General features: G+C 68.9%; 24 protein-coding genes and 1 pseudogene. 15 read left to right on the top strand and 10 right to left on the bottom strand.

The annotated features are described in order from the left end of the window. Positions 1-73: 73 nt before the first annotated feature. Positions 74-568 (top strand): transcription elongation factor GreA, encoded by a 495-nt coding sequence (gene greA / locus IEY88_RS29615; RefSeq protein WP_045309976.1) that lies wholly within the window; start codon positions 74-76, stop codon positions 566-568. Positions 569-601: 33 nt separating this feature from the next. Here greA and IEY88_RS29610 read toward each other — a convergent pair whose 3' ends face one another. Next, on the bottom strand, positions 602-1,111 hold the full coding sequence (locus IEY88_RS29610) for an Lrp/AsnC family transcriptional regulator (protein ID WP_189158168.1): 510 nt from the start codon (positions 1,109-1,111) through the stop codon (positions 602-604). Between the two features lie 74 nt (positions 1,112-1,185). On the opposite strand from IEY88_RS29610, the gene hppD reads away from it, so the two are divergent. Together hppD and IEY88_RS29600 are read left to right on the top strand one after the other, a co-directional pair. Beyond that, the gene (gene hppD / locus IEY88_RS29605) at positions 1,186-2,367 is read left to right on the top strand and encodes a 4-hydroxyphenylpyruvate dioxygenase (protein WP_189158167.1); all 1,182 of its coding nucleotides are present in this window, start codon (positions 1,186-1,188) and stop codon (positions 2,365-2,367) included. A gap of 54 nt (positions 2,368-2,421) precedes the next feature. Continuing rightward, positions 2,422-2,664, top strand: a complete 243-nt coding sequence (locus tag IEY88_RS29600) for a hypothetical protein (protein ID WP_189158166.1) — start codon at positions 2,422-2,424, stop codon at positions 2,662-2,664. Positions 2,665-2,720: 56 nt separating this feature from the next. Here the strand turns inward: IEY88_RS29600 and IEY88_RS29595 are convergent, their stop codons facing one another. The 3 genes from IEY88_RS29595 to IEY88_RS29585 form a co-directional block, all read right to left on the bottom strand. Then, entirely contained in the window at positions 2,721-3,866 is a 1,146-nt protein-coding gene (locus IEY88_RS29595; RefSeq protein ID WP_189158165.1) for a cystathionine gamma-synthase, read from the bottom strand. Between the two features lie 126 nt (positions 3,867-3,992). Further along, a complete protein-coding gene (locus IEY88_RS29590) occupies positions 3,993-5,111 on the bottom strand; it encodes an RDD family protein (RefSeq protein ID WP_189158164.1) in 1,119 nt (372 codons plus the stop codon). A gap of 90 nt (positions 5,112-5,201) precedes the next feature. After that, positions 5,202-6,572 carry a cystathionine beta-synthase gene (locus IEY88_RS29585; RefSeq protein WP_189158163.1) on the bottom strand — a complete coding sequence of 457 codons (1,371 nt, stop codon included), beginning with the start codon at positions 6,570-6,572 and terminating at the stop codon, positions 5,202-5,204. 118 nt (positions 6,573-6,690) lie between these two features. Between IEY88_RS29585 and IEY88_RS29580 the strand changes: the two genes are divergently transcribed. From IEY88_RS29580 to IEY88_RS29570, 3 genes are all read left to right on the top strand, one after another. Beyond that, positions 6,691-7,563 carry an SGNH/GDSL hydrolase family protein gene (locus IEY88_RS29580; protein ID WP_189158162.1) on the top strand — a complete coding sequence of 291 codons (873 nt, stop codon included), beginning with the start codon at positions 6,691-6,693 and terminating at the stop codon, positions 7,561-7,563. Between the two features lie 91 nt (positions 7,564-7,654). After that, complete coding sequence (locus IEY88_RS29575) at positions 7,655-8,875, top strand: acetyl-CoA C-acetyltransferase (protein ID WP_189158161.1); 1,221 nt, start codon at positions 7,655-7,657, stop codon at positions 8,873-8,875. A 163-nt stretch (positions 8,876-9,038) separates the two neighbouring features. Then, positions 9,039-9,251: a hypothetical protein gene (locus IEY88_RS29570; RefSeq protein ID WP_189158160.1), complete on the top strand. Its 213-nt coding sequence runs from the start codon at positions 9,039-9,041 to the stop codon at positions 9,249-9,251. Between the two features lie 47 nt (positions 9,252-9,298). Here the strand turns inward: IEY88_RS29570 and IEY88_RS45590 are convergent. The 3 genes and pseudogenes from IEY88_RS45590 to IEY88_RS29560 all read right to left on the bottom strand — a co-directional run. Then, positions 9,299-9,445: pseudogene (locus IEY88_RS45590) on the bottom strand (transposase); the annotation flags it as partial. Between the two features lie 184 nt (positions 9,446-9,629). After that, positions 9,630-9,983, bottom strand: a complete 354-nt coding sequence (locus tag IEY88_RS29565) for a GNAT family N-acetyltransferase (RefSeq protein WP_229693884.1) — start codon at positions 9,981-9,983, stop codon at positions 9,630-9,632. Positions 9,984-10,135: 152 nt separating this feature from the next. Next, on the bottom strand, positions 10,136-10,945 hold the full coding sequence (locus tag IEY88_RS29560; protein WP_189158158.1) for a Bax inhibitor-1/YccA family protein: 810 nt from the start codon (positions 10,943-10,945) through the stop codon (positions 10,136-10,138). Between the two features lie 319 nt (positions 10,946-11,264). On the opposite strand from IEY88_RS29560, the gene IEY88_RS29555 reads away from it, so the two are divergent. The 3 genes from IEY88_RS29555 (at position 11,265) to IEY88_RS29545 (ending at position 14,570) form a co-directional block, all read left to right on the top strand. Further along, positions 11,265-12,653 carry an MSCRAMM family protein gene (locus IEY88_RS29555; RefSeq protein ID WP_189158157.1) on the top strand — a complete coding sequence of 463 codons (1,389 nt, stop codon included), beginning with the start codon at positions 11,265-11,267 and terminating at the stop codon, positions 12,651-12,653. Continuing rightward, a complete protein-coding gene (locus IEY88_RS29550) occupies positions 12,638-13,351 on the top strand; it encodes a class F sortase (RefSeq protein ID WP_229693883.1) in 714 nt (237 codons plus the stop codon). The genes IEY88_RS29555 and IEY88_RS29550 overlap by 16 nt, the downstream gene beginning before the upstream one ends. Before the next feature lie 70 nt (positions 13,352-13,421). Beyond that, positions 13,422-14,570 carry a polysaccharide deacetylase family protein gene (locus IEY88_RS29545; protein ID WP_229693882.1) on the top strand — a complete coding sequence of 383 codons (1,149 nt, stop codon included), beginning with the start codon at positions 13,422-13,424 and terminating at the stop codon, positions 14,568-14,570. A 3-nt stretch (positions 14,571-14,573) separates the two neighbouring features. Here the strand turns inward: IEY88_RS29545 and IEY88_RS29540 are convergent, their stop codons facing one another. After that, positions 14,574-15,566: a PQQ-dependent sugar dehydrogenase gene (locus tag IEY88_RS29540; protein WP_229693881.1), complete on the bottom strand. Its 993-nt coding sequence runs from the start codon at positions 15,564-15,566 to the stop codon at positions 14,574-14,576. Positions 15,567-15,896: 330 nt separating this feature from the next. Between IEY88_RS29540 and pqqA the strand changes: the two genes are divergently transcribed. From pqqA to IEY88_RS29510, 6 genes are all read left to right on the top strand, one after another. Next, positions 15,897-16,019, top strand: a complete 123-nt coding sequence (gene pqqA / locus IEY88_RS29535) for a pyrroloquinoline quinone precursor peptide PqqA (protein ID WP_063758378.1) — start codon at positions 15,897-15,899, stop codon at positions 16,017-16,019. A 78-nt stretch (positions 16,020-16,097) separates the two neighbouring features. Further along, on the top strand, positions 16,098-16,793 hold the full coding sequence (gene pqqC, locus IEY88_RS29530; protein WP_189158154.1) for a pyrroloquinoline-quinone synthase PqqC: 696 nt from the start codon (positions 16,098-16,100) through the stop codon (positions 16,791-16,793). Continuing rightward, on the top strand, positions 16,790-17,065 hold the full coding sequence (gene pqqD, locus IEY88_RS29525; RefSeq protein ID WP_229693880.1) for a pyrroloquinoline quinone biosynthesis peptide chaperone PqqD: 276 nt from the start codon (positions 16,790-16,792) through the stop codon (positions 17,063-17,065). Before pqqC ends, pqqD begins: the two co-directional genes overlap by 4 nt. Beyond that, positions 17,058-18,137 (top strand): pyrroloquinoline quinone biosynthesis protein PqqE, encoded by a 1,080-nt coding sequence (gene pqqE, locus IEY88_RS29520; protein WP_189158153.1) that lies wholly within the window; start codon positions 17,058-17,060, stop codon positions 18,135-18,137. Before pqqD ends, pqqE begins: the two co-directional genes overlap by 8 nt. After that, positions 18,134-19,009 (top strand): pyrroloquinoline quinone biosynthesis protein PqqB, encoded by an 876-nt coding sequence (gene pqqB, locus IEY88_RS29515; protein WP_189158152.1) that lies wholly within the window; start codon positions 18,134-18,136, stop codon positions 19,007-19,009. The genes pqqE and pqqB overlap by 4 nt, the downstream gene beginning before the upstream one ends. 14 nt (positions 19,010-19,023) lie before the next feature. Beyond that, positions 19,024-20,190: a PucR family transcriptional regulator gene (locus IEY88_RS29510; protein WP_189158151.1), complete on the top strand. Its 1,167-nt coding sequence runs from the start codon at positions 19,024-19,026 to the stop codon at positions 20,188-20,190. Here IEY88_RS29510 and IEY88_RS29505 read toward each other — a convergent pair. Both IEY88_RS29505 and IEY88_RS29500 read right to left on the bottom strand, forming a co-directional pair. After that, positions 20,158-21,030, bottom strand: coding sequence for an esterase/lipase family protein (locus IEY88_RS29505; RefSeq protein ID WP_229693879.1), 873 nt, complete (start codon positions 21,028-21,030; stop codon positions 20,158-20,160). The two genes, IEY88_RS29510 and IEY88_RS29505, sit on opposite strands and share 33 nt — an antisense overlap. Beyond that, on the bottom strand, positions 21,027-21,851 hold the full coding sequence (locus tag IEY88_RS29500; RefSeq protein WP_189158150.1) for an SGNH/GDSL hydrolase family protein: 825 nt from the start codon (positions 21,849-21,851) through the stop codon (positions 21,027-21,029). The genes IEY88_RS29505 and IEY88_RS29500 overlap by 4 nt, the downstream gene beginning before the upstream one ends. Positions 21,852-21,933: the final 82 nt, after the last annotated feature.

Below are 21,933 nucleotides of genomic sequence, written 5' to 3'. Positions count from 1 at the left end.
TTTTTCCGTTCCGAGCCCCAGGCCCGGGAACTATCTGGTGCACACGCATGCACCAGAGCAAGACGAGGAGTTGGTGACCGTGAGCGACACCCAGGTGACCTGGCTGACCCAGGAGGCCTACGACCGGCTCAAGGCTGAGCTGGACGAACTGATCGCGTACCGCCCGGTCATGGCTGCCGAGATCAACGCTCGCCGCGAAGAGGGCGACCTCCGCGAGAACGGCGGCTACCACGCGGCTCGCGAGGAGCAGGGCAAGCAGGAGGCGCGCATCCGCCAGCTGCACGAGCTGCTCCAGGCCGCGAAGGTCGGCGAGGCTCCCACCACCAAGGGCGTCGCGGCACCCGGCACGGTGCTCACGATCCGCTACGACGGGGACGACGAGACGGAGACCTTCCTGCTCGCGACCCGTGAAGAGGGCGCGCACGGCGAGATGGAGGTCTACTCTCCGCTGTCGCCGCTCGGCAAGGCCCTGAACGGCGCGAAGGACGGTGAGACCGTCTCGTACGAGCTGCCCAACGGCAAGCAGCAGAAGGTCACGCTGATCTCCGCTGTTCCGTACCAGGCGTAGTAGCAACACCCCCAAAAACGTGCGAGAGGCCGGTCACTTCGGTGGCCGGCCTTTCACGCGTTCCAGCAGCGGCCGCACGCGTGGGGGCACCGGCGTCGACAGCGCGATGGACGTGGACAACCGCCGCACGTGAGGCACGTCGACGATGTGGTCGACCACGCGCTGCAGGTCCGCGTTGGACCTCGCGACCATCCGCACGAACAGGTCCCCCTGGCCCGTCGTGGCGTGCACCTCGCACACCTCGCTGATCGCGGCCAGCCCTTCACACACCTCGGCCCGCCGCCCCTGCGCGATCTCGACCGTCGCGAACGCCGTCAGCCCGTACCCCATCGCCCCGAGGTCGAGCGCCGGCGGGAACCCGGTGAGCACGCCCCTGTCGGTCAATCGATCCAGTCGGGCCTGCACGGTTCCGCGGGCGACCCCCAGTCGGCGGGAGCATTCGAGAACGCCCAGACGGGGCTCGTCCGTCAAGAGCAGGAGCAGCTTCGCGTCCAGTTCGTCGACGGGCTGGTCAGAGTGCTCACCCTGTTGATCCGAAGGCATAGATCACTATACAAATTGTCCTGAGAAATCGCTGACTGTTGCTCACCCTGTCGGGTCGAATCATGCTGATGGACATGACTCAGCAGCTTGACGACGTGAGCTACGACCAGCTCCGGCAGCTCGTGGGGTTGGTCGACTACGACGCGACCAAGGACCCCTTCCCCGTGCGCGCCATGGACGCCGTGGTGTTCGTCGCGGGCAACGCCACGCAGACCGCGTGGCTCTACCAGGTGGCGTTCGGCATGGAGCTCGTGGCCTACGCGGGCCCCGAGACCGGCCAGCGCACCCACAAGTCGTTCGTGCTGAAGTCGGGCTCGGCCCGCTTCGTGATCCACGGCGGCGTCACGCCCGGTTCCGAACTCCTCGACCACCACCGCCGCCACGGCGACGGCGTCGTCGACCTGGCACTGGAAGTCGGCGACGTCGACCAGTGCATCAAGCACGCCCGCGAGCAGGGCGCCACCGTCCTCGAAGAGCCGCACGACGTGTCCGACGAACACGGCACCGTGCGCCTCGCCGCGATCGCGACGTACGGCGAGACCCGCCACACGCTCGTCGACCGCACCAAGTACGACGGCCCCTACCTGCCGGGTTACGTCGCGCGCACCTCGACGGTGAAGCGTCCGGAAGGCGCCCCGAAGCGCCTCTTCCAGGCCGTCGACCACTGCGTCGGCAACGTAGAGCTCGGCAAGATGGACTACTGGGTCGAGTGGTACAACCGCGTCATGGGCTTCGTGAACATGGCGGAGTTCATCGGCGACGACATCGCCACGGACTACTCGGCGCTGATGTCCAAGGTCGTCTCGAACGGCAACCACCGCGTCAAGTTCCCGCTGAACGAGCCGGCGATCGCGAAGAAGAAGTCGCAGATCGACGAGTACCTCGAGTTCTACGAGGGCGCGGGTGTCCAGCACATCGCCCTGGCGACCAACGACATCATCAAGACCGTCACGGCCATGCGCGACGCGGGCGTCGAGTTCCTCGAGACCCCGGACTCGTACTACGACGACCCGGCCCTGCGCGCCCGCATCGGTGAGGTCCGCGTCCCGATCGAGACCCTCAAGGAACACCGCATCCTGGTCGACCGCGACGAGGACGGCTACCTGCTCCAGATCTTCACGAAGCCGATCGGCGACCGCCCGACCGTCTTCTACGAACTGATCGAGCGCCACGGCTCCCTGGGCTTCGGCAAGGGCAACTTCAAGGCACTTTTCGAGGCGATCGAGCGCGAACAGGAGCGACGCGGCAACCTCTGATGCCGATCCCCCGGTAGGCTGCCTTACGGGGGACTCACATCGGGTGGAGGTGGCATGGCATTCGCGCGACGCGTGGCCGCGGTGATTCCGCTGGTCGGAGCCGTGACCACGGCTGCGGCACTGACCGGCGCCGCTTTCCTGACCGTGGCGCACGCGGGCTGTGACGAGGCCGGCCGCTTCGTCCGCACCGGCGAGACGATCCAGTTCGTCGGCGGTTGCGTGAACGGCGCCGACCTACCAGCGGCTCCGACAGCCGAGGCCGAGAACGTGGACAGGTTCGGCTCGAAGAAGCCTTGAGCAACGTAAAAGGCCCCCTCCCCAGCACGGGAGGGGGCCTTTCGCATGCCTAGGACTCAGCCCAGCGCCTCGATCAGGTCGGCGACCAGGTCGTCCCCGGACTCGATCCCCACCGACACCCGCACCAGGTCCGCAGGCACCTCCAGCAACGAGCCGGACGTGGACGCGTGCGTCATCTTGCCGGGGTGCTCGATCAGCGACTCGACGCCGCCCAGCGACTCCGCCAGCAGGAACAGCTTCGTCCGGGCACAAACCTCCAGAGCCGCCTCCTCGCCACCGTCGACGATGAACGACACCATCCCGCCGAACCGGCTCATCTGCTTCGCGGCGACCGCGTGTCCGGGGTGCGACTCCAGCCCGGGGTAGATGACCTTCTTGATCCGCGGGTGCCGCGTCAGGGCCTCGGCGACCAGCTCGGCGTTGTCCGAGTGCTTGGCCATCCGCAGCTCGAGCGTCTTGATGCCGCGCAGGGTCAGGTAGGCGTCGAACGGCCCGGGGACCGCGCCGGCGCCGTTCTGCAGGAACGCGAACGCCGCGTCCAGTTCCTCGTCCGAGGTGATCAGCGCGCCGCCGACGACGTCGGAGTGGCCGCCGATGTACTTGGTGGTCGAGTGCAGCACGACGTCCGCGCCGAGCTCCAGCGGGGTCTGCAGGGCGGGCGAGGCGAAGGTGTTGTCCACCACCAGGCGAGCGCCGGCGCCGTGGGCGACCGAGGCGATCGCCGCGATGTCGCCGATGTTCAGCAGCGGGTTGGTGGGCGTCTCGATCCACACGAGCTTGGTCTCGGGACGGATGGCCGCGCGGATGGCGTCGACGTCCGAGACGGGGGCCGGCGAGTGGGTCACGCCCCACTGCGAGAAGACCTTGTCGATCAGCCGGAACGTGCCGCCGTAGGCGTCGTTCGGGATGACGATGTGGTCGCCGGGCTTGAGGAACGTGCGCAGTGCGGCGTCGGTCGCACCCATGCCGGAGGAGAACGCACGGCCGTAACGGCCGCGTTCGAGGGACGCGAGGCACGTTTCCAGTGCACGGCGGGTCGGGTTGCCGGTGCGGGAGTACTCGAAGCCCTCACGCAGGCCGCCGACGCCGTCCTGGGCGTACGTGGAGGTCGCGTAGATGGGGACGTTCACCGCACCCGTGGTCGGGTCCGGGTCCTGACCGGCGTGGATCGCCCTGGTGGCGAAGCCGTATGGGGTGCTCATGTCCGAAGGGTACTCACCCGTCTGGCGGTCGACGGCGTGAGTCCACGTCGTGAACACCCGGAAACGACCCCGCGAATGACGCAGCCCCCGGCCACCGCGAGGTGACCGGGGGCTGAGCCGAAGGCTTTACCAGCCCTGCTGCTGACCGCCGTAGCCCTGCTGCGGAGGCTGGCCGTAGCCACCCTGCTGCGGAGGCTGCTGCTGCGGGTAGCCGCCGGTGTTCGGCTGGCCGTAACCCTGCTGCTGCTGGCCGTAGCCGCCGCCACCGCCGTAGGAGGCCGTGTCCGGCCAGTTGATCACGACGGTGCCGCAGATCTTGTCGGAGTACGTCTCGTTCTTCGGCTTGTTCCACAGCGGCGCGAGGAAGTTGATCAGCGAGCCGATGCCGCAGAGCAGACCGAACGCGTTGTTCAGCAGAAGGCGCAGGAAGGCCACGCCACCGCCGGGCGGCTGCTGCGTGTCCTCCTTGATGACCTTGATCTTCGCGACCTTCTTGCCGAGCGACTGTCCGGTGGAACCGCCCTTGAGGACCGTGTTCCAGATGTAGAAGGCGAACAGACCGCCGTAACCGACGAGGTACGCGACCAGCACGAGGATGCCCGCGGACGACGGGTCGGACGGGTCGGCCGTGGCCGCGCCGATCCCGCCGACGACACCGATGATCAGGCCCGCGACGAGACCGGGAGCGGCGTAGTCGATCAGGCCGGCCACCGCGCGCGAACCCCACTCGGCGTAGCCGGTGGGCGGCATGGGGGCCGCGCCGTAGCCGGGCTGGCCGTAACCGCCGGGCTGACCGTAGGCCTGCTGCTGGGGCTGGCCGTACGGGTTCGACTGCGGAGCACCGTAGGGCTGCTGCGGCTGACCGTAGGCCTGCTGCTGCGGCTGACCGTACGGGTTCGACTGCGGAGCACCGTAAGGCTGCTGCTGCTGCTGCTGCGGCTGACCGTAGGGCTGCTGCGGGGCGCCGTAGGCCGGCGGCTGGGCGGGGAACCCGCCGGAGCCGGGGCCCTGTGCCGGGAAGCCACCCGAGGCGGGAGGCACCTGGCCGGGGCTGACGACCTGGGTGGCGTCCGCGTTCTGCTGCGGTGCGGCAGGAGCCTGACCAGGCGAGACGACCTGCGTCGCGTCCGGGTTGGGGTTCGCCGCGGACGGCTGGCCACCTCCCGGGACGATCTGCGTTGCGTCCGCGTTGGGCTCCTGCGGCTGACCGCCGAACGGATTTCCTGGCGGCTGCGGAGCGTTCATCCGGTTTCCAACCCCCTTGGCTGGGCCGTGTACGAGTGAGACAGGTGTTGATCTGGGGCGTCACGCTATCGGACGCACCCGCTTCTACGCTCAGCGACCAGCCAAGAACCCCAGAACGTCTTGCCGAGTTACGACGCCCGCAGGCTTGCCGTCCTCCAGGACGAGGGCGGCGTCGGCGTTCGAGAGGGCGTTCATGGCGATGCCGACCGGCTCACCGGCGCCGAGGGTCGGCAGCGGCGGCGACATGTGCCTGTCGAGGCGGTCGGAGAGCTGGGCCTTGCCGGTGAACAGCGCGTCGAGCAGGTCGCGCTCGTTGACGGCGCCGGCGACCTCGGCCGCCATGACCGGCGGTTCGGCGTTGACGACGGGCATCTGCGAGACGCCGAACTCGCGCAGGATCGCGACGGCGTCACCCACGGTCTCGTTCGGGTGGGCGTGCACGAGGTCGGGGAGCATCCCGCCCTTGCGGCGCAGCACGTCGCCGACGGTCGCGCCGGTCGAGTCGGGCGGCAGGAAGCCGTAGGACGCCATCCAGCGGTCGTTGAAGACCTTGGACAGGTAGCCGCGGCCGCCGTCCGGGAGGATCACGACCACGACGGCGTCCTCGGGCAGGTCCTTCGCGACGCGCAGCGCGGCGGCGGCCGCCATGCCGCAGGAACCGCCGACGAGCAGGCCCTCCTCGCGGGCGAGGCGGCGGGTGATGTCGAACGAGTCGGCGTCCGAGACCTCGACGATCCGGTCGGCGACGGTCTTGTCGTACGCCTCGGGCCAGAAGTCCTCGCCGACGCCCTCGACCAGGTACGGACGGCCGGTGCCGCCGGAGTAGACGGAGCCTTCCGGGTCCGCGCCGATGACCTGCACGGCGCCGTCGGAGACGTCCTTGAGGTACCGGCCGGTGCCGGAGATCGTGCCGCCGGTGCCGACGCCCGCGACGAAGTGCGTGATCTTGCCTTCGGTCTGGCGCCAGATCTCGGGGCCGGTCTGGTGGTAGTGGCTCGCCGGGTTCTCCGGGTTCGCGTACTGGTTCGGCTTCCAGGCGCCGGGGATCTCGCGGACGAGCCGGTCGGAGACGTTGTAGTACGAGTCCGGGTGCTCGGGCGCGACGGCGGTCGGGCACACCACGACCTCGGCGCCGTAGGCCTTGAGGACGTTGCGCTTGTCCTCGCTGACCTTGTCCGGGCACACGAAGACGCACTTGTAGCCCTTGCGCTGGGCGACGAGCGCGAGCCCGACGCCGGTGTTGCCGGAGGTCGGCTCGACGATCGTGCCGCCGGGCTGCAGCTCACCGGACTTCTCGGCGGCCTCGACCATCCGGAGCGCGATGCGGTCCTTCACGCTGCCGCCGGGGTTCAGGTACTCGACCTTGGCCAGCACCGTGGCCTTGATCCCCGTCGTCAGGGAGTTGAGCTTGACCAGCGGCGTGTTGCCGACCAGATCGACGACGTGCTCGACGTACTCCACCGGTATCTACTCCCTGCTCCCACTCTCCGAGATAGCGGGACGAAGCGTAGCTCTAGTGACTGCGGAGGTTGATTCGAACAGCGGAACGCACGATGCGGGGTGGAAGGGGGTGGTGCGGATGATCGGGCTCAGGACGCTTCGTGCGGTGGCGATGACCGCCGCGACGCTCGGCGGACTCTCGGGTGCGCTGGTCGGCCTGCTCACTGAGCAGGGACGACGTGCTCGGGTGGCCATCGGCGTGCTCGAACACCTCTGGCCGGCGCCGGACGGCGTGTACCTCGACGACGGTGGCGATCCGCTGCGGCTGGCGGTGCTCGGCGACTCGATGGCGGTGGGTGTCGGTGTGACCCATCCCTCGCAGATGCCGGGCGTGTTGCTGGCCCAGGCGCTGGCAGAGGAGGCGGGCCGGCCGGTGCGCCTGTCGACGTACGCCATCAGCGGCTCGACCACCCGTGACCTGGTGCCTCAGGTCGACGCGGCCGTGCGGGACGCGCCCCAGGTCGCGTTGATCATCATCGGCGCGAACGACGTGACGTCGCGGATCGGCCCGCGCGAGTCCGCCCGGCTGCTGGGCGAGCAGGTCGGGAAACTTCGCGCGATCGGGTGCGGTGTCGTCGTCGGGACCTGCCCCGACCTCGGGATCGTGCGGCCGATCCCGCAGCCCTTGCGGATGGTCGGGCACCGGTACAGCCTGCGGCTCGCGGCGGCGCAGACCGCCGAGGTGAAGCGGGCCGGCGGTGTCGCGGTGTCGATGGCGAACCTGCTGGCGCCGGAGTTCATGGCACGGCACGTGGACATGTTCAGCTCGGACCGCTTCCACCCCAGTTCCGTCGGCTACGAGGCTGCGGCGGGGGTGCTGCTGGCGCCGTTGTGCCAGGTGGCGGGGCTGTGGCCGGGCGGGGTCGCGCCGGTGCTGCCGTTGCGGTCGGCGGCCGCGCTGGCCGTGCGGCCCTCTCGCGTGCCGACGTGGCTGCAGAAGCGGCACGCCTGAGTTTCGGAATTCTCGTCACTCGCGCTGGCCGGGGTGAGCGCCCGTTAACTAGGCTCGACGGCAACCTTGACTCTCAACGAGGAGTTTCGTGATGCCTGAGGCCGTGATCGTCTCCGCTGCCCGCTCCCCCATCGGCCGTGCGGGCAAGGGCTCGCTGAAGGACGTTCGGCCCGACGACCTGGTGGCGCGGATGATCCGCGCGGCACTGGACAAGGTGCCGCAGCTCGACCCCGCGCAGATCGACGACCTGATGCTCGGCTGCGGCCTGCCCGGCGGCGAGCAGGGCTTCAACATGGCGCGCATCGTGTCCGTGCTGCTGGGTTACGACAACCTGCCCGGCACGACCGTGACGCGTTACTGCGCTTCTTCGCTGCAGACCACGCGCATGGCCCTGCACGCCATCAAGGCGGGCGAGGGCGACGTGTTCATCTCCGCCGGCGTCGAGACCGTGTCGCGGTTCGCCAAGGGCAGCTCCGACTCGTGGCCGGACACGCACAACCCGCTGTTCGGCGAGGCCGAGGCGCGCACCGCGTCCGTTGCGGCCTCCGGCGCCTCGGAGTGGCTCGACCCGCGTTCGATCGACGTCGTGCCGGACGTCTACATCCCGATGGGCCAGACCGCCGAGAACCTGGCTCTGCTCAAGGGGATCTCGCGCCAGGAGATGGACGAGTTCGGCGTCCGCTCGCAGAACCTCGCCGAGAAGGCCATCGCCGACGGCTTCTGGGCCCGCGAGATCACGCCGGTCACGCTGCCCGACGGCACGGTGGTCTCCGCGGACGACGGCCCGCGCGCAGGCGTCACGTACGAGGCCGTCTCCCAGCTCAAGCCCGTCTTCCGCCCGGACGGCCGCGTCAACGCAGGCAACTGCTGCGCCCTGAACGACGGCGCCGCGGCCCTGGTGGTCATGTCCGACACGAAGGCCCGCGAACTCGGCATCACGCCGCTCGCGCGCATCGTGTCGACCGGCGTCTCGGGCCTGTCGCCCGAGATCATGGGCCTCGGCCCGGTCGAGGCCTCGAAGCGCGCGCTGGCGCTGGCGGGCCTGTCGGTCTCCGACATCGACCTCGTGGAGATCAACGAGGCGTTCGCCGCCCAGGTCATCCCGTCCTACCAGGACCTCGGGATCGACCTGGACCGCCTGAACGTGAACGGTGGCGCCATCGCCGTCGGCCACCCGTTCGGCATGACCGGAGCGCGCATCACCACGACCTTGATCAATTCGCTGCAGTTCCACGACAAGCAGTTCGGTCTCGAGACCATGTGCGTGGGCGGCGGCCAGGGCATGGCGATGGTCATCGAGCGGCTGAGCTGATCTTTCGCACAAGATCTGCAAATTGACGCTTGCAAGTAGCTCCGCTTCACCCGAACGGAGCTACTTGCCTGCCCCCTTTCTGCCGATGAGATGAAACGTCGCGCATTGGCGTCATCAGGCGAGGGGAAGTCCGTCCCTACCGACGAGTAAGGAGGGGTCGGACATGCCCTATGTGTGGTGGCAAAGCGAATACGACCTGCAATGCCATGCTTTCTCGCTCGATCAAGCGAACGGTTCTCCGCGCAGCTTTTACGAGGCCGTCTGCGATCATTCGGTGCCCGACGAACGGGTGTCGCGCGCGCAGGCGGGGTCGTTGTGCGTGGACTGCCTGATCAAGGTGGGCACCGAACTGCCGGACGTGCGCTGGCGCGCCTAAGGGCTGTCCCGCAAAGATCTCCGAGTCGCTTCAGGCATGGTCGGCTGTCATGCACCGCTCGTCCATCCGGCGAGGTTGTGCATCCGAGCGATGCCGAGCATGGCGTGGTGAACGCCATCGCTCCTGAGTCGGCAGTCGCGGAGGATCTTCCAAGTCTTCATTCGCGCGAAGACGTGCTCGACGCGGGCGCGGACTGCCGGGATAGCCGTCGTCGGCGATCGTCGTGGTGAGCGGCGACTCCTCCAAACGCGCGACCACACGTGCTCGATGCGACAGGCTCACGAGCTGTTTCCCTTGTCAGAGCTCAACGAACCGATGACATTCGGCATCCTTGCCTCCAACAAGGGAGCTATCGACTCACCCATAACGGGACAACACTTAGCGCCGCCACATCCCGATCGAACCCGGTGCGCTCTCCACGAAGCCGTGCCGTGCGTAGAGACGACGGCCGGGCGGATCGGCGAGCAGACTGACCTGTGCGCCGGGCGAGGCCTCGTAGATCCTCGCCAGCAGCGCGGTCATGATCGCGTCGCCGAGGCCTTTGCGTTGATGGTGTGGAAGTACCGCCATGTCGATGACGACGAAGTACCAGCCTCCGTCGCCGAGCACGCGGCCCATGCCGGCGGTTTCACCTGATTCCACGTGAATGACGCTCGCGCTGGCCCAGGCACCCTTGATGCCGTTCTCGGCTTCTTCGCGAGTTCTTTCGCTCAGTCCGGATTCCTTGCGCAATCGCAGGTAGTCGTCGACTGACGGTGGTTCCATGATCAGCTGATATGCGGAGTCCATCGCAATTCCCCCAGAAGTCGAATTCCTGATCGTCGTCCCGAACGCCGAAGGGGCGCCCCGCCGCAGCGGAACGCCCCTCCAGCACACCCGTTGCGTCAGTCCGAGTTGAAGTACGACAGCAGGCGCAGGATCTCGGTGTACAGCCACACCAGGGTGACCGTGAGACCGAACGCGATCTGCCACGCGAACTTGGCCGGCACGCCGGCGCGGATCGCCTGGTCGGCGGCGTCGAAGTCGATCAGGAAGCTGAACGCCGCGAGGCCGATGCAGACGAGGCTGAAGATGATCGCGAGCGGGCCACCGCTGCGGAGGCCGAGGCCGCCGTCGGTGAAGAAGCTCATGACCAGGTTGAAGAGCATGAGGATGCCGACGCCGATGATCGCGCCGACGATCCACTTGGTGAACTTCGGCGTGACGCGGATCGCACCCGTCTTGTAGACGACGAGCATTCCGAAGAACACGCCGAGCGTGCCGATGATGGCCTGACCGATCATCACGACACCCTGACCCGGGTTGCCGGTCATGCGGTCGACCATGTTGCCGATGATCCCGCTGAACGCGCCGAGGAAGACACCCTCAACGGCGGCGTAGGCGAGGACGAGCGGCGGGCTCGGCATCTTCTTGAACATGATGACGAGGGCGAGCACCAGACCGATGATCGCCGCGGGGAACAGCAGACCCCACGCCTTCATGAGGTACGTGATGACGGCCGTCGTGGCCACCAGGGCGAGCGTCATGCCCGTCTTGGTGACGACGTCGTCGATCGTCATCGGCCGCTCGCTGGTCAGCGGCGGCGGGGCCTGCTGGTAGCCAGCCTGCTGCTCTGGCTGGCCGAAGCCTGCGTAGCCTCCGTACCCGCCGCCGGTCGGCAGGTTGCGGAAGGCCGGGTTGCTGCTCGAGCGCACCTGATCCTCCTGTGGCGTTGCTTTACGCCGTCACTGGGTTCAACGAGCACGCTCGGTGCCATGTTCCCCATCGGTAAAGGCGACTTTACCCCCGACGACGATCACACGTGCGCAAATACTGCGCCAACTCCAGAGCGTTATACGACTACGGCGTGTCGCGGCGTGTCCCACCCGAACCGAGTAAGCCGCGTCACATTCCAATCACGTTCACACGCAGAGTAGCGGGACACTTCCCCCTCGTGGCGGCTTGTCCCCGGTGTGGGGGACCGACAAGCTCGCACGCGGGATAATCCGCAGGTCAGAGGGGATCAAGATCCAAATGGGCTGGAAACGTCTGGCCGCCGTGGCGATGGTTTCGGGGCTCGCGCTCCTGACCGTCCCCGCGACGGCGACAGCTGTCGGCGTCAAGGGCATCGGCCACAACGCGTCAGGGCTCCAGCCCAACGCCACACCCGGTAGCGAGTGGCACGGCTCATACATTTGGCAGGACAAGCAGGTGTGGTGCGTCCAGTACGCACTGCCCGCGCCGGACAGCAACGTCGGCTACCAGCCCGGTGACGCACTGCGCACCAAGGCGGGCAAGGACCTCGCACCGGACATCGCGGCGAACATCTCCTACCTGCTGCTGCGCTACTCCACGACCAAGTCGCCGGAGGAGGCCGCGGCCCTCGCGCACCTGCTGCACAGCTGGACGTCGGTGCCCGACGGCGCGGTGCGGCTCGACACGACCGACCCGAAGTTCCTCGCCTACGACGCGGCCTTCTACGCCGCGCGCCTGCCGCAGCCCGTCCTGGACGCCGTCGCGCGCCTCAAGACCGACGCCGAGGCGAACCGCGGCCCGTGGAAGCTCACCGCGACCGCGCCGAAGAAACCGCTGATCATCGACACCGAGTCCACCTGGACGCTGTCGCTGGTCAAGGCGAACGACAAGGGCGTCACGAACGCCCCGATCAACTTCACCCTGACCGACGCGAAGCTGGCCGACGGCGCCACCAGCGGCACGGCCACCACGGGCGCGGACGGCAGCCCCGCCGCCGTCAAGGTCATCGCCACCGGCCCCAAGCCGTCGATCGCGGCCGTCGCGGACTCGCCCGCCGACAAGCCGGTCGTGCACTTCCCGATCCAGACCGAGAACATGCAGCGCATGGTCACGACCGGCGGCGAGAAGAAGCTGAACGCCGCCGCGAACGGCACTGCCAAGACCGCTCCCGGTGCCGTGAAGATCACGAAGATCGACTCGGAGACGAAGAAGTCCATCGCGGGCGTCGCGCTGCGCGTCACGGCCAAGGACCAGACGAAGGCCGCGAAGAAGCAGGACGACACCGACCTGGTCGGCACGGACGGCAAGCCGCTGGTGCTGCAGACCGGTCCCGACGGCACGGTCGAGATCCCGGACCTGCGCACCCCGCAGGAGATCTGCCTCGTCGAGGTGGCCGCGCCCAAGGGTTACGAGGAGTTCTTCGACCCGAAGGCGCCACCGTCGGCGTGCGGCACGCTCGCGGCGGGTCAGACCCTGGCGCTGGAACTGGTGAACAAGCCGAACAAGCCGGTCGTGCCCAGCACGATCCCGGCGGGCACCGACGGTCAGACGCCGGTCGCGACCGCGTCGTTCGACACGCGGCTCCGTCCGGGACTGATGCTGACGGCGGGTGGCCTGGTGCTGCTCGGCGCGGCGCTGGCAGGCTTCCTGGTGTGGCGCAGGCAGTGAGTCCCAAGGCTTTCCTGACCGGCGTGCTGGTGGCGGGTGTGGCCGCCGCCAGCGTGCTGGTCACCACGTCCGAGACCGAGGTCGTCGCCGGCCGCGCGGTCGCGGACGAGATCCCGGTGGTGGGACCGGGGCCGGTCGCCGACAGCCTGAGCACCGGCCGCGGTCCCGACCTCACCGGGCTGGTCGGCGGGGCGAACACGGCCAACGCCAGGCCCGCCGATCCCACCACGCAGCAACAGCAGCAGCCCGCGCCGCCCAAGGCGGGTCCGGGTTCCGTCCGCCTGCCCTCCGGGGGTTCGGCGACGTTGGTGCGCAAGGAGGTCAAGGACGGCGTGCTGCCCGTGCCCGACGGCATCGGCGAGGCGACGTGGTGGGGCACCGAGCTCGCGGCCTCCGAGGGCGCGACGGTGCTCGCCGGGCACGTCGACTGGAAGGGCGCGAAGGGCCCGTTCGCGGAGCTGTGGCAGGCGCAGAACGGCCGTGAGGTCGTCATCGCCGACAGCGCGGGCAAGGAGTTCAAGTTCCGCATCAAGCAGATCGAGACCGTCCGCAAGGAGGAGCTCCCGGCGCGCGCCGTCGAGTTCTTCGGGCCGCGCGGGCCGCACCGGCTGGTGCTGGTCACCTGCGGCGGTACCTGGATCGGTGGTCAGCAGGGGTACGAAGCGAACAGAGTGGTCATCGCCGAACCCGTTCAGTAGTCAATCGCACACCTCACGCAACCCGTTCAGGTGATGAATCGTCTCCTAAGGTGTGAAGCGGTGGGGATGGTTGACCACGGGCCTGGCTCTGGGGCTGGTTCTGGCGATGGTGATGACGCTGGGCTCCCAGAACGACCCGGCGCCCCAGGCGGACTCGGGCCCCCTGCCGATGGCACCGAGACTGCCCGCTCCCAAGGACGCCGGACCGACGCCGACGGTGCCCGCCCCCACGCCCGAGCAGGTGGCGAAGCAGCCGTGGATGCACAAGCTCGCGCCGGGTGAGAAGCCACCGCAGTTCGTGCTCTTCTCGTTCGACGGCGCGGTGTCGAAGCAGCACTGGGACAAGGTCCTGCCGATCGCGAAGGCCAAGAACGCGCACGTGACGGGCCTGCTGTCCGGTGTCTACATGCTGGCGGACCCGGACAAGAGCCAGTACCAGCCCCCGGCGGGCCTCAAGCGCGGCCTGTCCGACATCGACTTCGGCGGCACCAGGCAGGACGTCACGTCGCGCATCGCCTACCTGAACCAGGTGATCGCCGACGGCCACGAGATCGGCACGCACTACAACGGCCACTTCTGCTCGAACGGCTCCCAGCCGTCGGTCGACAAGTGGGACACCGCGGCCTGGAACGCGGAGCTCGCCCAGTTCAAGCAGATCGTCGACAGGTCCCGCGCCGCCGGGCTGAACCTGCCCGCCGACGCCGTCCGGGGTGGACGGACGCCGTGCCTGGAAGGCAAGTGGGACCAGGCCTTCCCCGCGATGGCCGCGAACGGGCTCGTCTACGACACCAGCCAGGTCGCGCTCGGCGTGCAGTGGCCGACCGTCCAAAACGGACTCTACGAGTTCCCGATGCCCGAGGTCCGCGTTCCCGGACTGGGCAAGCAGGTCGTCATGATGGACTTCAACCTCTGGTACTCGCTCAACCAGGCCAAGGACGAGCCCTGGCGCGCGGCCGACTTCTCCCAGATCGTGCTCGACACCTACAAGTCGGTGCACCAAGCGGCGTTGAACGGCAACCGCGCGCCGATCGTCGTCGGCAACCACTTCAACGAGTGGAACGGCAACGCGTTCTCGACGGCGATGGAGCAGTTCATGGAGTTCGTGTGCGACAAGCCGGAGACGGTGTGCGCCACCTACACCGAGGTGATCCAGTGGATGCAGCTGCAGGATCCGGCGGTGCTCGACCAGCTCCGCCGGATGCCCGCTGCCCGCAACTAGCTCCTAGCCGTCGGTGGAGATGATCCGGTCGTCGTTCGCGCCGGGTGAGCCGTTCGCGTCCTGGTTGGACGTGCCCAGCCACAGCGTGCCGTCCGGCGCCGGGGCCACCGCGCGCACGCGGCCGTAGCTCGTGAACACCGCCTGCGGGGTGCCGAGCGTGGTGCCGTTCACCGGGATCTTCCACACGCGCTTGCCGGTGACCGCGCCGACGTACAGGGCGTTCTTGTAGAAGGCGATGCCGGTCGGACCGGCCTGGCTGGTGGACCACGTCTTGACCGGGTTGGTCATGCCCGCGGTGTTGCAGTTGCCCTCACACGTCGGCCAGCCGTAGTTCTTGCCGGCCTCGATGCGGTTGACCTCGTCGGTCCTGCTGTTGCCGAACTCCGTGGCGTACGCGGTGTTGCCGATCCACGTGATGCCCTGGACGTTGCGGTGGCCGATCGAGTAGACGACGCTGCCGGCGCGAGGGTTGCCGGCAGCGGGCTTGCCCGTGGCGTCGAAGCGCAGGACCTTGCCGCCCAGCGAGTTCCAGTTCTGCGCGGTGGACGTGTTCTGGCCGTCGCCCGTGGTCGCCCACAGGAAGCCGTCCGGACCCCACTCCAGCCCGCCGCCGTTGTGGTAGCGGTTCTTCGGGATGCCGGTCACGATCGGCTGTGGCGTGCCACCGAGCTGCAGCTTGGCGACGCGGTTGTCGTTCGCCGTGGAGTAGTAGATGAAGACCGAGTTGTCGGTCGCGAAGCTCTTCGACACGGCGAGGCCGAGCAGTCCGCCCTCACCACCGGTCGTCTGGGCCTGTTCCACCGTGTCCAGTTCGGTCACGGTCGTGCCCTGGAGTTTCTTGATCTTCCTGGTGTCCCGCTCGGTGAAGATGCCGCTGCCGTCCGGCAGGAACTCGATGTCCCACGGGATGTCGAGCCTCGTGGCGAGTGTCCGTTCGGCCAGGACGGAGGGGTCGTCCTGCGCCGAGGCCGGCACGACGCAGAGGGACGCGGTCATGGCAGTGCAGGCTGCTGCCGCTGCGATACGACGAGCACGCATGTGCTCTCCTTCGGGTCCGCTCGTGGTTGTCTGCGACGGCGGAGTTGCAGGGAGTGTCTACGCAATCACAGATCGCAGTACCCCGCAACAGTGGTCGGAGGTCCCGGTATTCCCGGGTTCCGAACCAGCGAAACGGGACACCACCCGTCCGATGACTTTCGGGAACTTCGTGGACGGTCTAGACCTTGGTGGCCCGGAAGACATACCGTGTGGGTCGCCGCCGCACCCCACGGAAAGCGCTTGCCAGCCCGGTTCGGGCAGGTAGGCCCGACACCCGAGGAGTTGCGCATGAACGTTGCCGTCACCACGACCGAGACCAAGCTGCCCGAGGTCAGGCGCGAGTGGGTCAAGCCCGACTTCCGCGACTTCGAGACTCCGATGGAGGTCACCGCCTACGCGGCTCGCAGCTGACGTCAGGCACCGTGCCGAGGTTCCTGGCAGGCTGCCGGGAACCTCGGCCCCGCGCGCGTTCCGGAGGAGTTCTCACCCATGACTGCCGTTGCCCCCGCGGAGTTCGTCGCCGAGCTCCGCGCCCTCGCGCCCCGGTACTGGGACACCCACCCGTTCCACCTGCGCATGCACGCCGGACAGCTGAGCAAGCACGAGCTGCAGGCGTGGGCGGCGAACCGCTGGTACTACCAGCGTTGCATCGCGCAGAAGGACGCCGCGATCCTCTCCAACTGCCCGTCTCCGGAAATTCGGCGCCAGTGGCGCGAGCGGATCGTCTGGCACGACGGCACGCAGCCGGGCGAGGGCGGCGCCGAGAACTGGATCCGGCTCGCGGAGGCCGTGGGACTGACGCGGGAAGAGGTGCTCGACGAACGGCACGTGCTGCCCGGCACGCGGTTCGCCGTCGACGCCTACGTCAACTTCGCGCGCACCAAGCCGTGGGTCGAGGCGATCGCGTCCGGGCTCACCGAGATGTTCTCGGGTGCGTTGATGCGCAAGCGTTTGGCGGCGTTGCGGGAGCAGTACCCGTGGATCGCCGAGGAGGGCTTCGCGTACTTCACGAACCGCATCGAGGCGGTCGTCGGCGAGGGCCGGGCCACTGTGGACATCGTGGTCGAGCACTCCCTGACCCGCGAACAGCAACTGGCCGCTGTCGACGCGCTGTCGTTCAAGTGCGACGTGCTGCGGGCCGTGCTGGACGCCGTCGACTACTACTCCGGCAAGGGCAAGCCGTGACCGTGGTCGCGCTGGACGCCGTGCCGAGGATCCGGCGCGGCGTGAAGTGCACCTACGACCAGATTCGCTCCGCCCACGTGGTGCTGTTCCCCGAGGGCGTGCTGGTGCTGAACGAGACCGCCGCTTCCGTTGTGGCGCTGTGCGATGGCGTCCGGTCGATCGGCGACATCGCCGTGGTGCTGGCGGACTCCTACGACGGCGTCGAGCCTTCCGACGTGGCCGAGCTGGTGGCCCGCATGGTCGAACGAAGGGTGGTGGACGTCGATGGCTGAGGCGCCCTTCGGCCTGCTGGCCGAGCTGACGCACCGGTGTCCGTTGCAGTGCGGCTACTGCTCGAACCCGCTGGAACTGGTCCGCCGCGACGCCGAGCTGTCGACCGAGGACTGGCGGCGCGTGTTCGACCAGGCCCGGTCGCTGGGCTGCCTGCAGATCCACCTGTCCGGCGGCGAACCGCTGCTGCGGCCGGACCTGCCCTCGCTGGTGGAGCACGCGAACAGCCTGGGCTGCTACGTCAACCTGGTCACGTCGGGAGTCGGCCTCTCGCGCGAGCGGTTGCATTCGCTGGCTTCCCTCGGTGTCGACCACGTGCAGCTCTCATTGCAGGACGCGACCCGTGCCGGGAACGACCGGATTGCGGGCATCAAGGCGTTCGACCGCAAGGTGGAGGCCGCTTCTTTCGTCCTCGACGAGGGCCTGCCGCTGACGGTGAACACGGTGCTGCACCGGCAGAACCTCGACAACATCGCCGGGATCATCGCGATGGCCGAGCAGATGGGCGCCGAGCGCCTGGAGCTCGCCAACACCCAGTACTACGGCTGGGCGCTGCGCAACCGCGCGGTGCTGCTGCCGACGCGTGAACAGCTCGCCGTCGCCGACCCGATCGTGGCCGCGGCGCAGGAACGCCTGCGCGGCCGGATGGAGATCGTCTACGTCATCGCGGACTACCACGAGGCCCACCCGAAACCCTGCATGTACGGGTGGGGCGCCCGGCAGCTGACGGTGGCACCGAACGGCGACGTGCTCCCCTGCCCCGCCGCCACGGTGATCAGCTCTTTGCAGATCGAGAACGTGCGCGACTCGTCGTTGCACGACATCTGGCACCACTCGCCGTCGTTCAACGCCTTCCGCGGCTTCGAGTGGATGCGGGACCCGTGCCGCTCCTGCCCGCGCAAGGAGATCGACTTCGGCGGGTGCCGCTGCCAGGCGTTCCAGCTGACGGGTGACGCCGCGGCGACCGATCCCGTCTGCTCCCTGTCCCCCGAGCGGTCCACTGTGGACCTGATCCTGGAGACCGAGATGGCGCCGGCCGAGGTGCCCGCGATGGCGATGAGGAAGATGCGGTGAAGGCGGTTCTGCTCGGCACGACGGCGGGTGGCGGTTTCCCGCAGTGGAACTGCGCCTGCTCGCTGTGCGTGCGCGCCCGTTCCGGCTCACTGCCCTCGCGGTCGCAGGACTGCCTGGCGATCAGCGGCAACGGCACCGATTGGTGGCTGGTCAACGCCTCGCCGGACGTCCGGACGCAGATCGCCTCGTGTGCGTCGCTGAACCCCGGCCCCGGCGCGCGGGACACGCCGTTGCGCGGCGCCCTGTTCACGGACGCCGAACTCGACCACACGCTGGGGCTGCTGACCCTGCGGGGCGGCGCGGGCCTGACGGTGTGGGCGCCCGGCACGGTCCTGCACGCGTTGAAGGACCAGTTCGACCTGCGGACGGTGATCGACGGGTACGCGCCGGTGGCGTGGCGCCAGGTCGACGGCCCGTTCTCCCTGGACGGCCTGGAGGTCTCGGCGATCCCGATCAGCGGCAAGCGCCCGAAGTACGCCCGGTCGTCCACTGTGGACGGCGATTGGGTGGTCGCGTACCGGTTCCACGATCCCGCCACCGGTGGTGTGCTGGTCTACGCGCCGTGCCTGGCGTCCTGGCCCGACGGTTTCGACGAGGTGGTGGCCGGGGCGGACTGCCTGGTGCTGGACGGCACGTTCTACGCGGCCTCGGAGATGGGGTCGGCGACCGGCAGCTCGTCCGGGCAGGCCGCCATGGGCCACCTGCCGATCACGGCCTCGCTGCCCGAACTGCGGCGGTTCCCGTCCGTGCGGCGGATCTACACGCACCTCAACAACACCAACCCGGTGCTCGACCCGTCGTCACCGGAGTCGGAGAAGCTGCGCGAGGCGGGTGTGGAGGTTCCGCTCGACGGGACTGTGATCGAGCTTTAGGTCAGAATCGGCGGATGTCGTTCGTGATCGGTGGGCGTCCGCTGGCAGAGCGGATCACCGCGGAGATGCCGTCCTTCGTGCGGCTGGTGCTCGCGAAGATCACCGAGCGGGTGCCCGCCTACCAGCAGCTGCCCGCGGAGGAGCTGTCCGGCGACATCGCCCGCGTGATCGAGGGGACGCTGCGGGCGTTCGCCGAGGTGCTGCGCAGCCGTGAGCTCCCGACCGCGGCAGAGCTGGGGTTCCTGCGCGAGTCGGCGGCACGGCGCGCGGAGGAGGGCGTGCCCATCGACGTCGTGCTGACGGCGTACCACGTGGGCATCCAGGTGGTCTGGGACGTGCTGGTCCCCGAGGCGAGGCCCGAGGAGGTCGGCGAGGTGCTGGCGCTCAACGCGCTGGCGATGCGGTACCTGCAGGCCGTGACGCCGGTCGTGGGCGCCGGTTACCTCGACGAGCGGCAGACGATCGTCGACGACGAGCGGTCGGCGCGGCACCTGGCGCTGACCGGGCTGCTCGACGGCACGCGCGTCGCGGACGGGCCGGTGGTCGTGCTGGCCGTGTCCGTGCCGCCGCACCCGGACGAGCTGACCGACGGTGTGGACGCCGCGATCGCGGGTCGGCGCAAGCTGCGGAGGCTGCGGACGGAACTGGAGCGGCACAGCCGTGAGCCTGTGCTGTCGTCGCTCACGCCCACGGGTGGCCTGGCCCTCGTCCCGGGCGACGACACGCGGCTGGAGCAGGTGGTGGCCGACGTGACGCGGGCGGCGGGCGTGCCGTTGACGGTGGCGGCGGTCGCGGCCCCTCCCTCCGGGGTCGCGGCCGCCGCCAGGCTGGCCCGTGAGGTGCTCGACGTCGCCGTGCGCTCGGGTCCTGGCCTGTACCGGCTCACGGACATGTTGCTGGAGTACCAGCTGTCGCGGCCGAGCGCCGCCCTGGAACCGCTGGCGGCCGTCGTCGCGCCCCTGTCCGAGGAACTGGTGCAGACGCTCGAGGTCTACCTGCGCCGGGGGTCGCGCAGGCCCGCCGCCACCGAACTGCACGTGCACCCGAACACCGTGGACTACCGGCTGCGGCGCGTGGCCGAGCTGACCGGCCTCGACCCGACCCGCATCGAGCACGTCACGCTGCTGACGGCCGCGCTGGCGGCGAGGTCAGCCACCGACCAGCGGCAGCACGGGCGTTGAGCAGTCCGGTGGCCGCGCGGCCGGTGGGTCGAGCGCGTTGAGCACCTCCCGCAGCGCCACGTGGTCGAACGCCAGCGCGAGGTGGTCGGCGAAGTCGTTGGCGCACAGGTCCTGCACGACGACGTTGCGCCCTCCGTCGAGGAACTGCGACCGGTACGGCGTGACGATGCCGTCGTAGCGGGTGGCGATCGTCGTGTACCGCACGCCCGGCACCGCGTCCGGGGTGCTGTTCATCCGGTCCATGAACGGCGACCCGCGAAGTTGTTGCAGGACAGCGGGATCAGCGGCCTCCACCAGCCCGCGCAGCGCCGGGGACACCTGCAGCAGCGACCAGATCCACCTGCTGGAGCCGGCCGCGTCCGACCCGTGGCTCGTCGGTGCCAGGCCGACGACGTCGTGCACCTTCGCCGCGCCGCCGAGGAACTTCACGTAGTACTGCGCGAGCAGACCGCCCTGCGAGTGACCGACCAGGTCCACCTCGTCCGCGCCGATCGCCATCCGCACCCGTTCGACGAACTCGGCCAGTTCCAGACCCGAGTCCTCGATCGGCTCGGTGCCACCGACCTGGCCGGCCCGCAGACCGCCGTAGTTCAACGCGAAGACGCAGTAGCCGTTGTTCTTCAGCAACGGCGACAAGGCGTTCCAATTGAGCGCCATGTTCACGTGCGTGCCGTGCAGCAGCACGACCGGCCTCTTGGTGCTGCGACAGCTCCACTCGTTGGCGCCCGGCGGAGCGGCACCGGGATGCGAGACGGTCATCGCGACGGCGGGCAGCGCGTTGTAGGTGACCGGCAGCGGGGCTGTGACCGTCAGCCCCGCCGCGAGCAGTAACGCGATCACCTGACGGCCCGGGCGACCGCGGTTCCGAACGCCTTCATGCCCTGGGCGTTGGGGTGCAGCGGCGCCGCGATCGTCGTCGGGACCAGGCCTTCCAGGTAGCGGTCAGCGGGCCTGGCGCAGGTGTCGTGCCCGACGCTCACGGCAGCGAGGTCGACGTAGGTCGCACCGCGCTTCTCCGCCTCCGCCTTGGCCGTGGCGCTGAGCAGGTTCACCGAACCCTGCAGGTAGTCGGCATCGCGCGCCCAGATCGGCTGGACCGGGTAGCAGCCACCGGGCCGGATGTAGGTCCCGTAGCCCGTGACGACGATCTTCGCCCGCGTTGACCGCCGCTTGACCTCGTCGAGCGCGCTGCCGAACTCGGGCGCCCAGCTCCTGATGGCCGCGGCGACCTGGTCCCCACCGGCCGTCAGCCTGTCCCTGCACGAGAGCCCGATCGGTTCCGGCAGCAGGTTGATGCAGCCCAACGCGGTCTGCACGAGCCCCACGTCGTTGCCGCCGATGGTGATCGACACCAGGTCGGTGCCGGGCTTCAACGCGTCGTACTGCGGCTTCACGAACCCGAACTGCCTCTGCGCGAAGTCCTCGGTCTTCGCCCCGGAGCAGGTGACATCGGTGAGCGTCGCGTTGAGGATCTTCGCGGCGACCTGCGGGTAGTTGTTGTTGCTGCTGCGGAGACACCACAGCGCCGGGTCCTGGCTCGGGATCAACGGCCCGGCCGCCGCCGAGTCCCCCAACGCCACGTAGTCGAGCGTGTCCGCCTGCGCGGTGCTTGTTCCGGCGACCAACATCGCCACGACAGCCAACCCGGCCACGATTCGCATCCTGATCCTCCAACGTCGTTGTCAGGTCAGCTCATCGTGGTGGCTCAGGTCACTGGTGCGGGTAGGACGTTGCCCAGAGTCA

It is taken from the genome of Lentzea pudingi (assembly GCF_014646255.1).
Taxonomy (GTDB): domain Bacteria; phylum Actinomycetota; class Actinomycetes; order Mycobacteriales; family Pseudonocardiaceae; genus Lentzea; species Lentzea pudingi.
The sequence above is the reverse complement of the archived record's forward strand: the minus strand, read 5'-3'. Positions and strand labels throughout refer to the sequence as shown.

Coding starts and splice junctions, on each gene's coding strand:
- IEY88_RS29510 (WP_189158151.1), top strand. CDS start 19,024: ATGTCGTTCGTGATCGGTGGGCGTCCGCTGGCAGAGCGGATCACCGCG.
- pqqE (WP_189158153.1), top strand. CDS start 17,058: ATGGCTGAGGCGCCCTTCGGCCTGCTGGCCGAGCTGACGCACCGGTGT.
- IEY88_RS29540 (WP_229693881.1), bottom strand. CDS start 15,566: ATGACCGCGTCCCTCTGCGTCGTGCCGGCCTCGGCGCAGGACGACCCC.
- IEY88_RS29570 (WP_189158160.1), top strand. CDS start 9,039: ATGCCCTATGTGTGGTGGCAAAGCGAATACGACCTGCAATGCCATGCT.
- IEY88_RS29575 (WP_189158161.1), top strand. CDS start 7,655: ATGCCTGAGGCCGTGATCGTCTCCGCTGCCCGCTCCCCCATCGGCCGT.
- IEY88_RS29610 (WP_189158168.1), bottom strand. CDS start 1,111: ATGCCTTCGGATCAACAGGGTGAGCACTCTGACCAGCCCGTCGACGAA.
- IEY88_RS29590 (WP_189158164.1), bottom strand. CDS start 5,111: ATGAACGCTCCGCAGCCGCCAGGAAATCCGTTCGGCGGTCAGCCGCAG.
- IEY88_RS29600 (WP_189158166.1), top strand. CDS start 2,422: ATGGCATTCGCGCGACGCGTGGCCGCGGTGATTCCGCTGGTCGGAGCC.
- IEY88_RS29595 (WP_189158165.1), bottom strand. CDS start 3,866: ATGAGCACCCCATACGGCTTCGCCACCAGGGCGATCCACGCCGGTCAG.
- IEY88_RS29555 (WP_189158157.1), top strand. CDS start 11,265: ATGGGCTGGAAACGTCTGGCCGCCGTGGCGATGGTTTCGGGGCTCGCG.
- IEY88_RS29500 (WP_189158150.1), bottom strand. CDS start 21,851: ATGCGAATCGTGGCCGGGTTGGCTGTCGTGGCGATGTTGGTCGCCGGA.
- IEY88_RS29580 (WP_189158162.1), top strand. CDS start 6,691: ATGATCGGGCTCAGGACGCTTCGTGCGGTGGCGATGACCGCCGCGACG.
- pqqA (WP_063758378.1), top strand. CDS start 15,897: ATGAACGTTGCCGTCACCACGACCGAGACCAAGCTGCCCGAGGTCAGG.
- pqqC (WP_189158154.1), top strand. CDS start 16,098: ATGACTGCCGTTGCCCCCGCGGAGTTCGTCGCCGAGCTCCGCGCCCTC.
- hppD (WP_189158167.1), top strand. CDS start 1,186: ATGACTCAGCAGCTTGACGACGTGAGCTACGACCAGCTCCGGCAGCTC.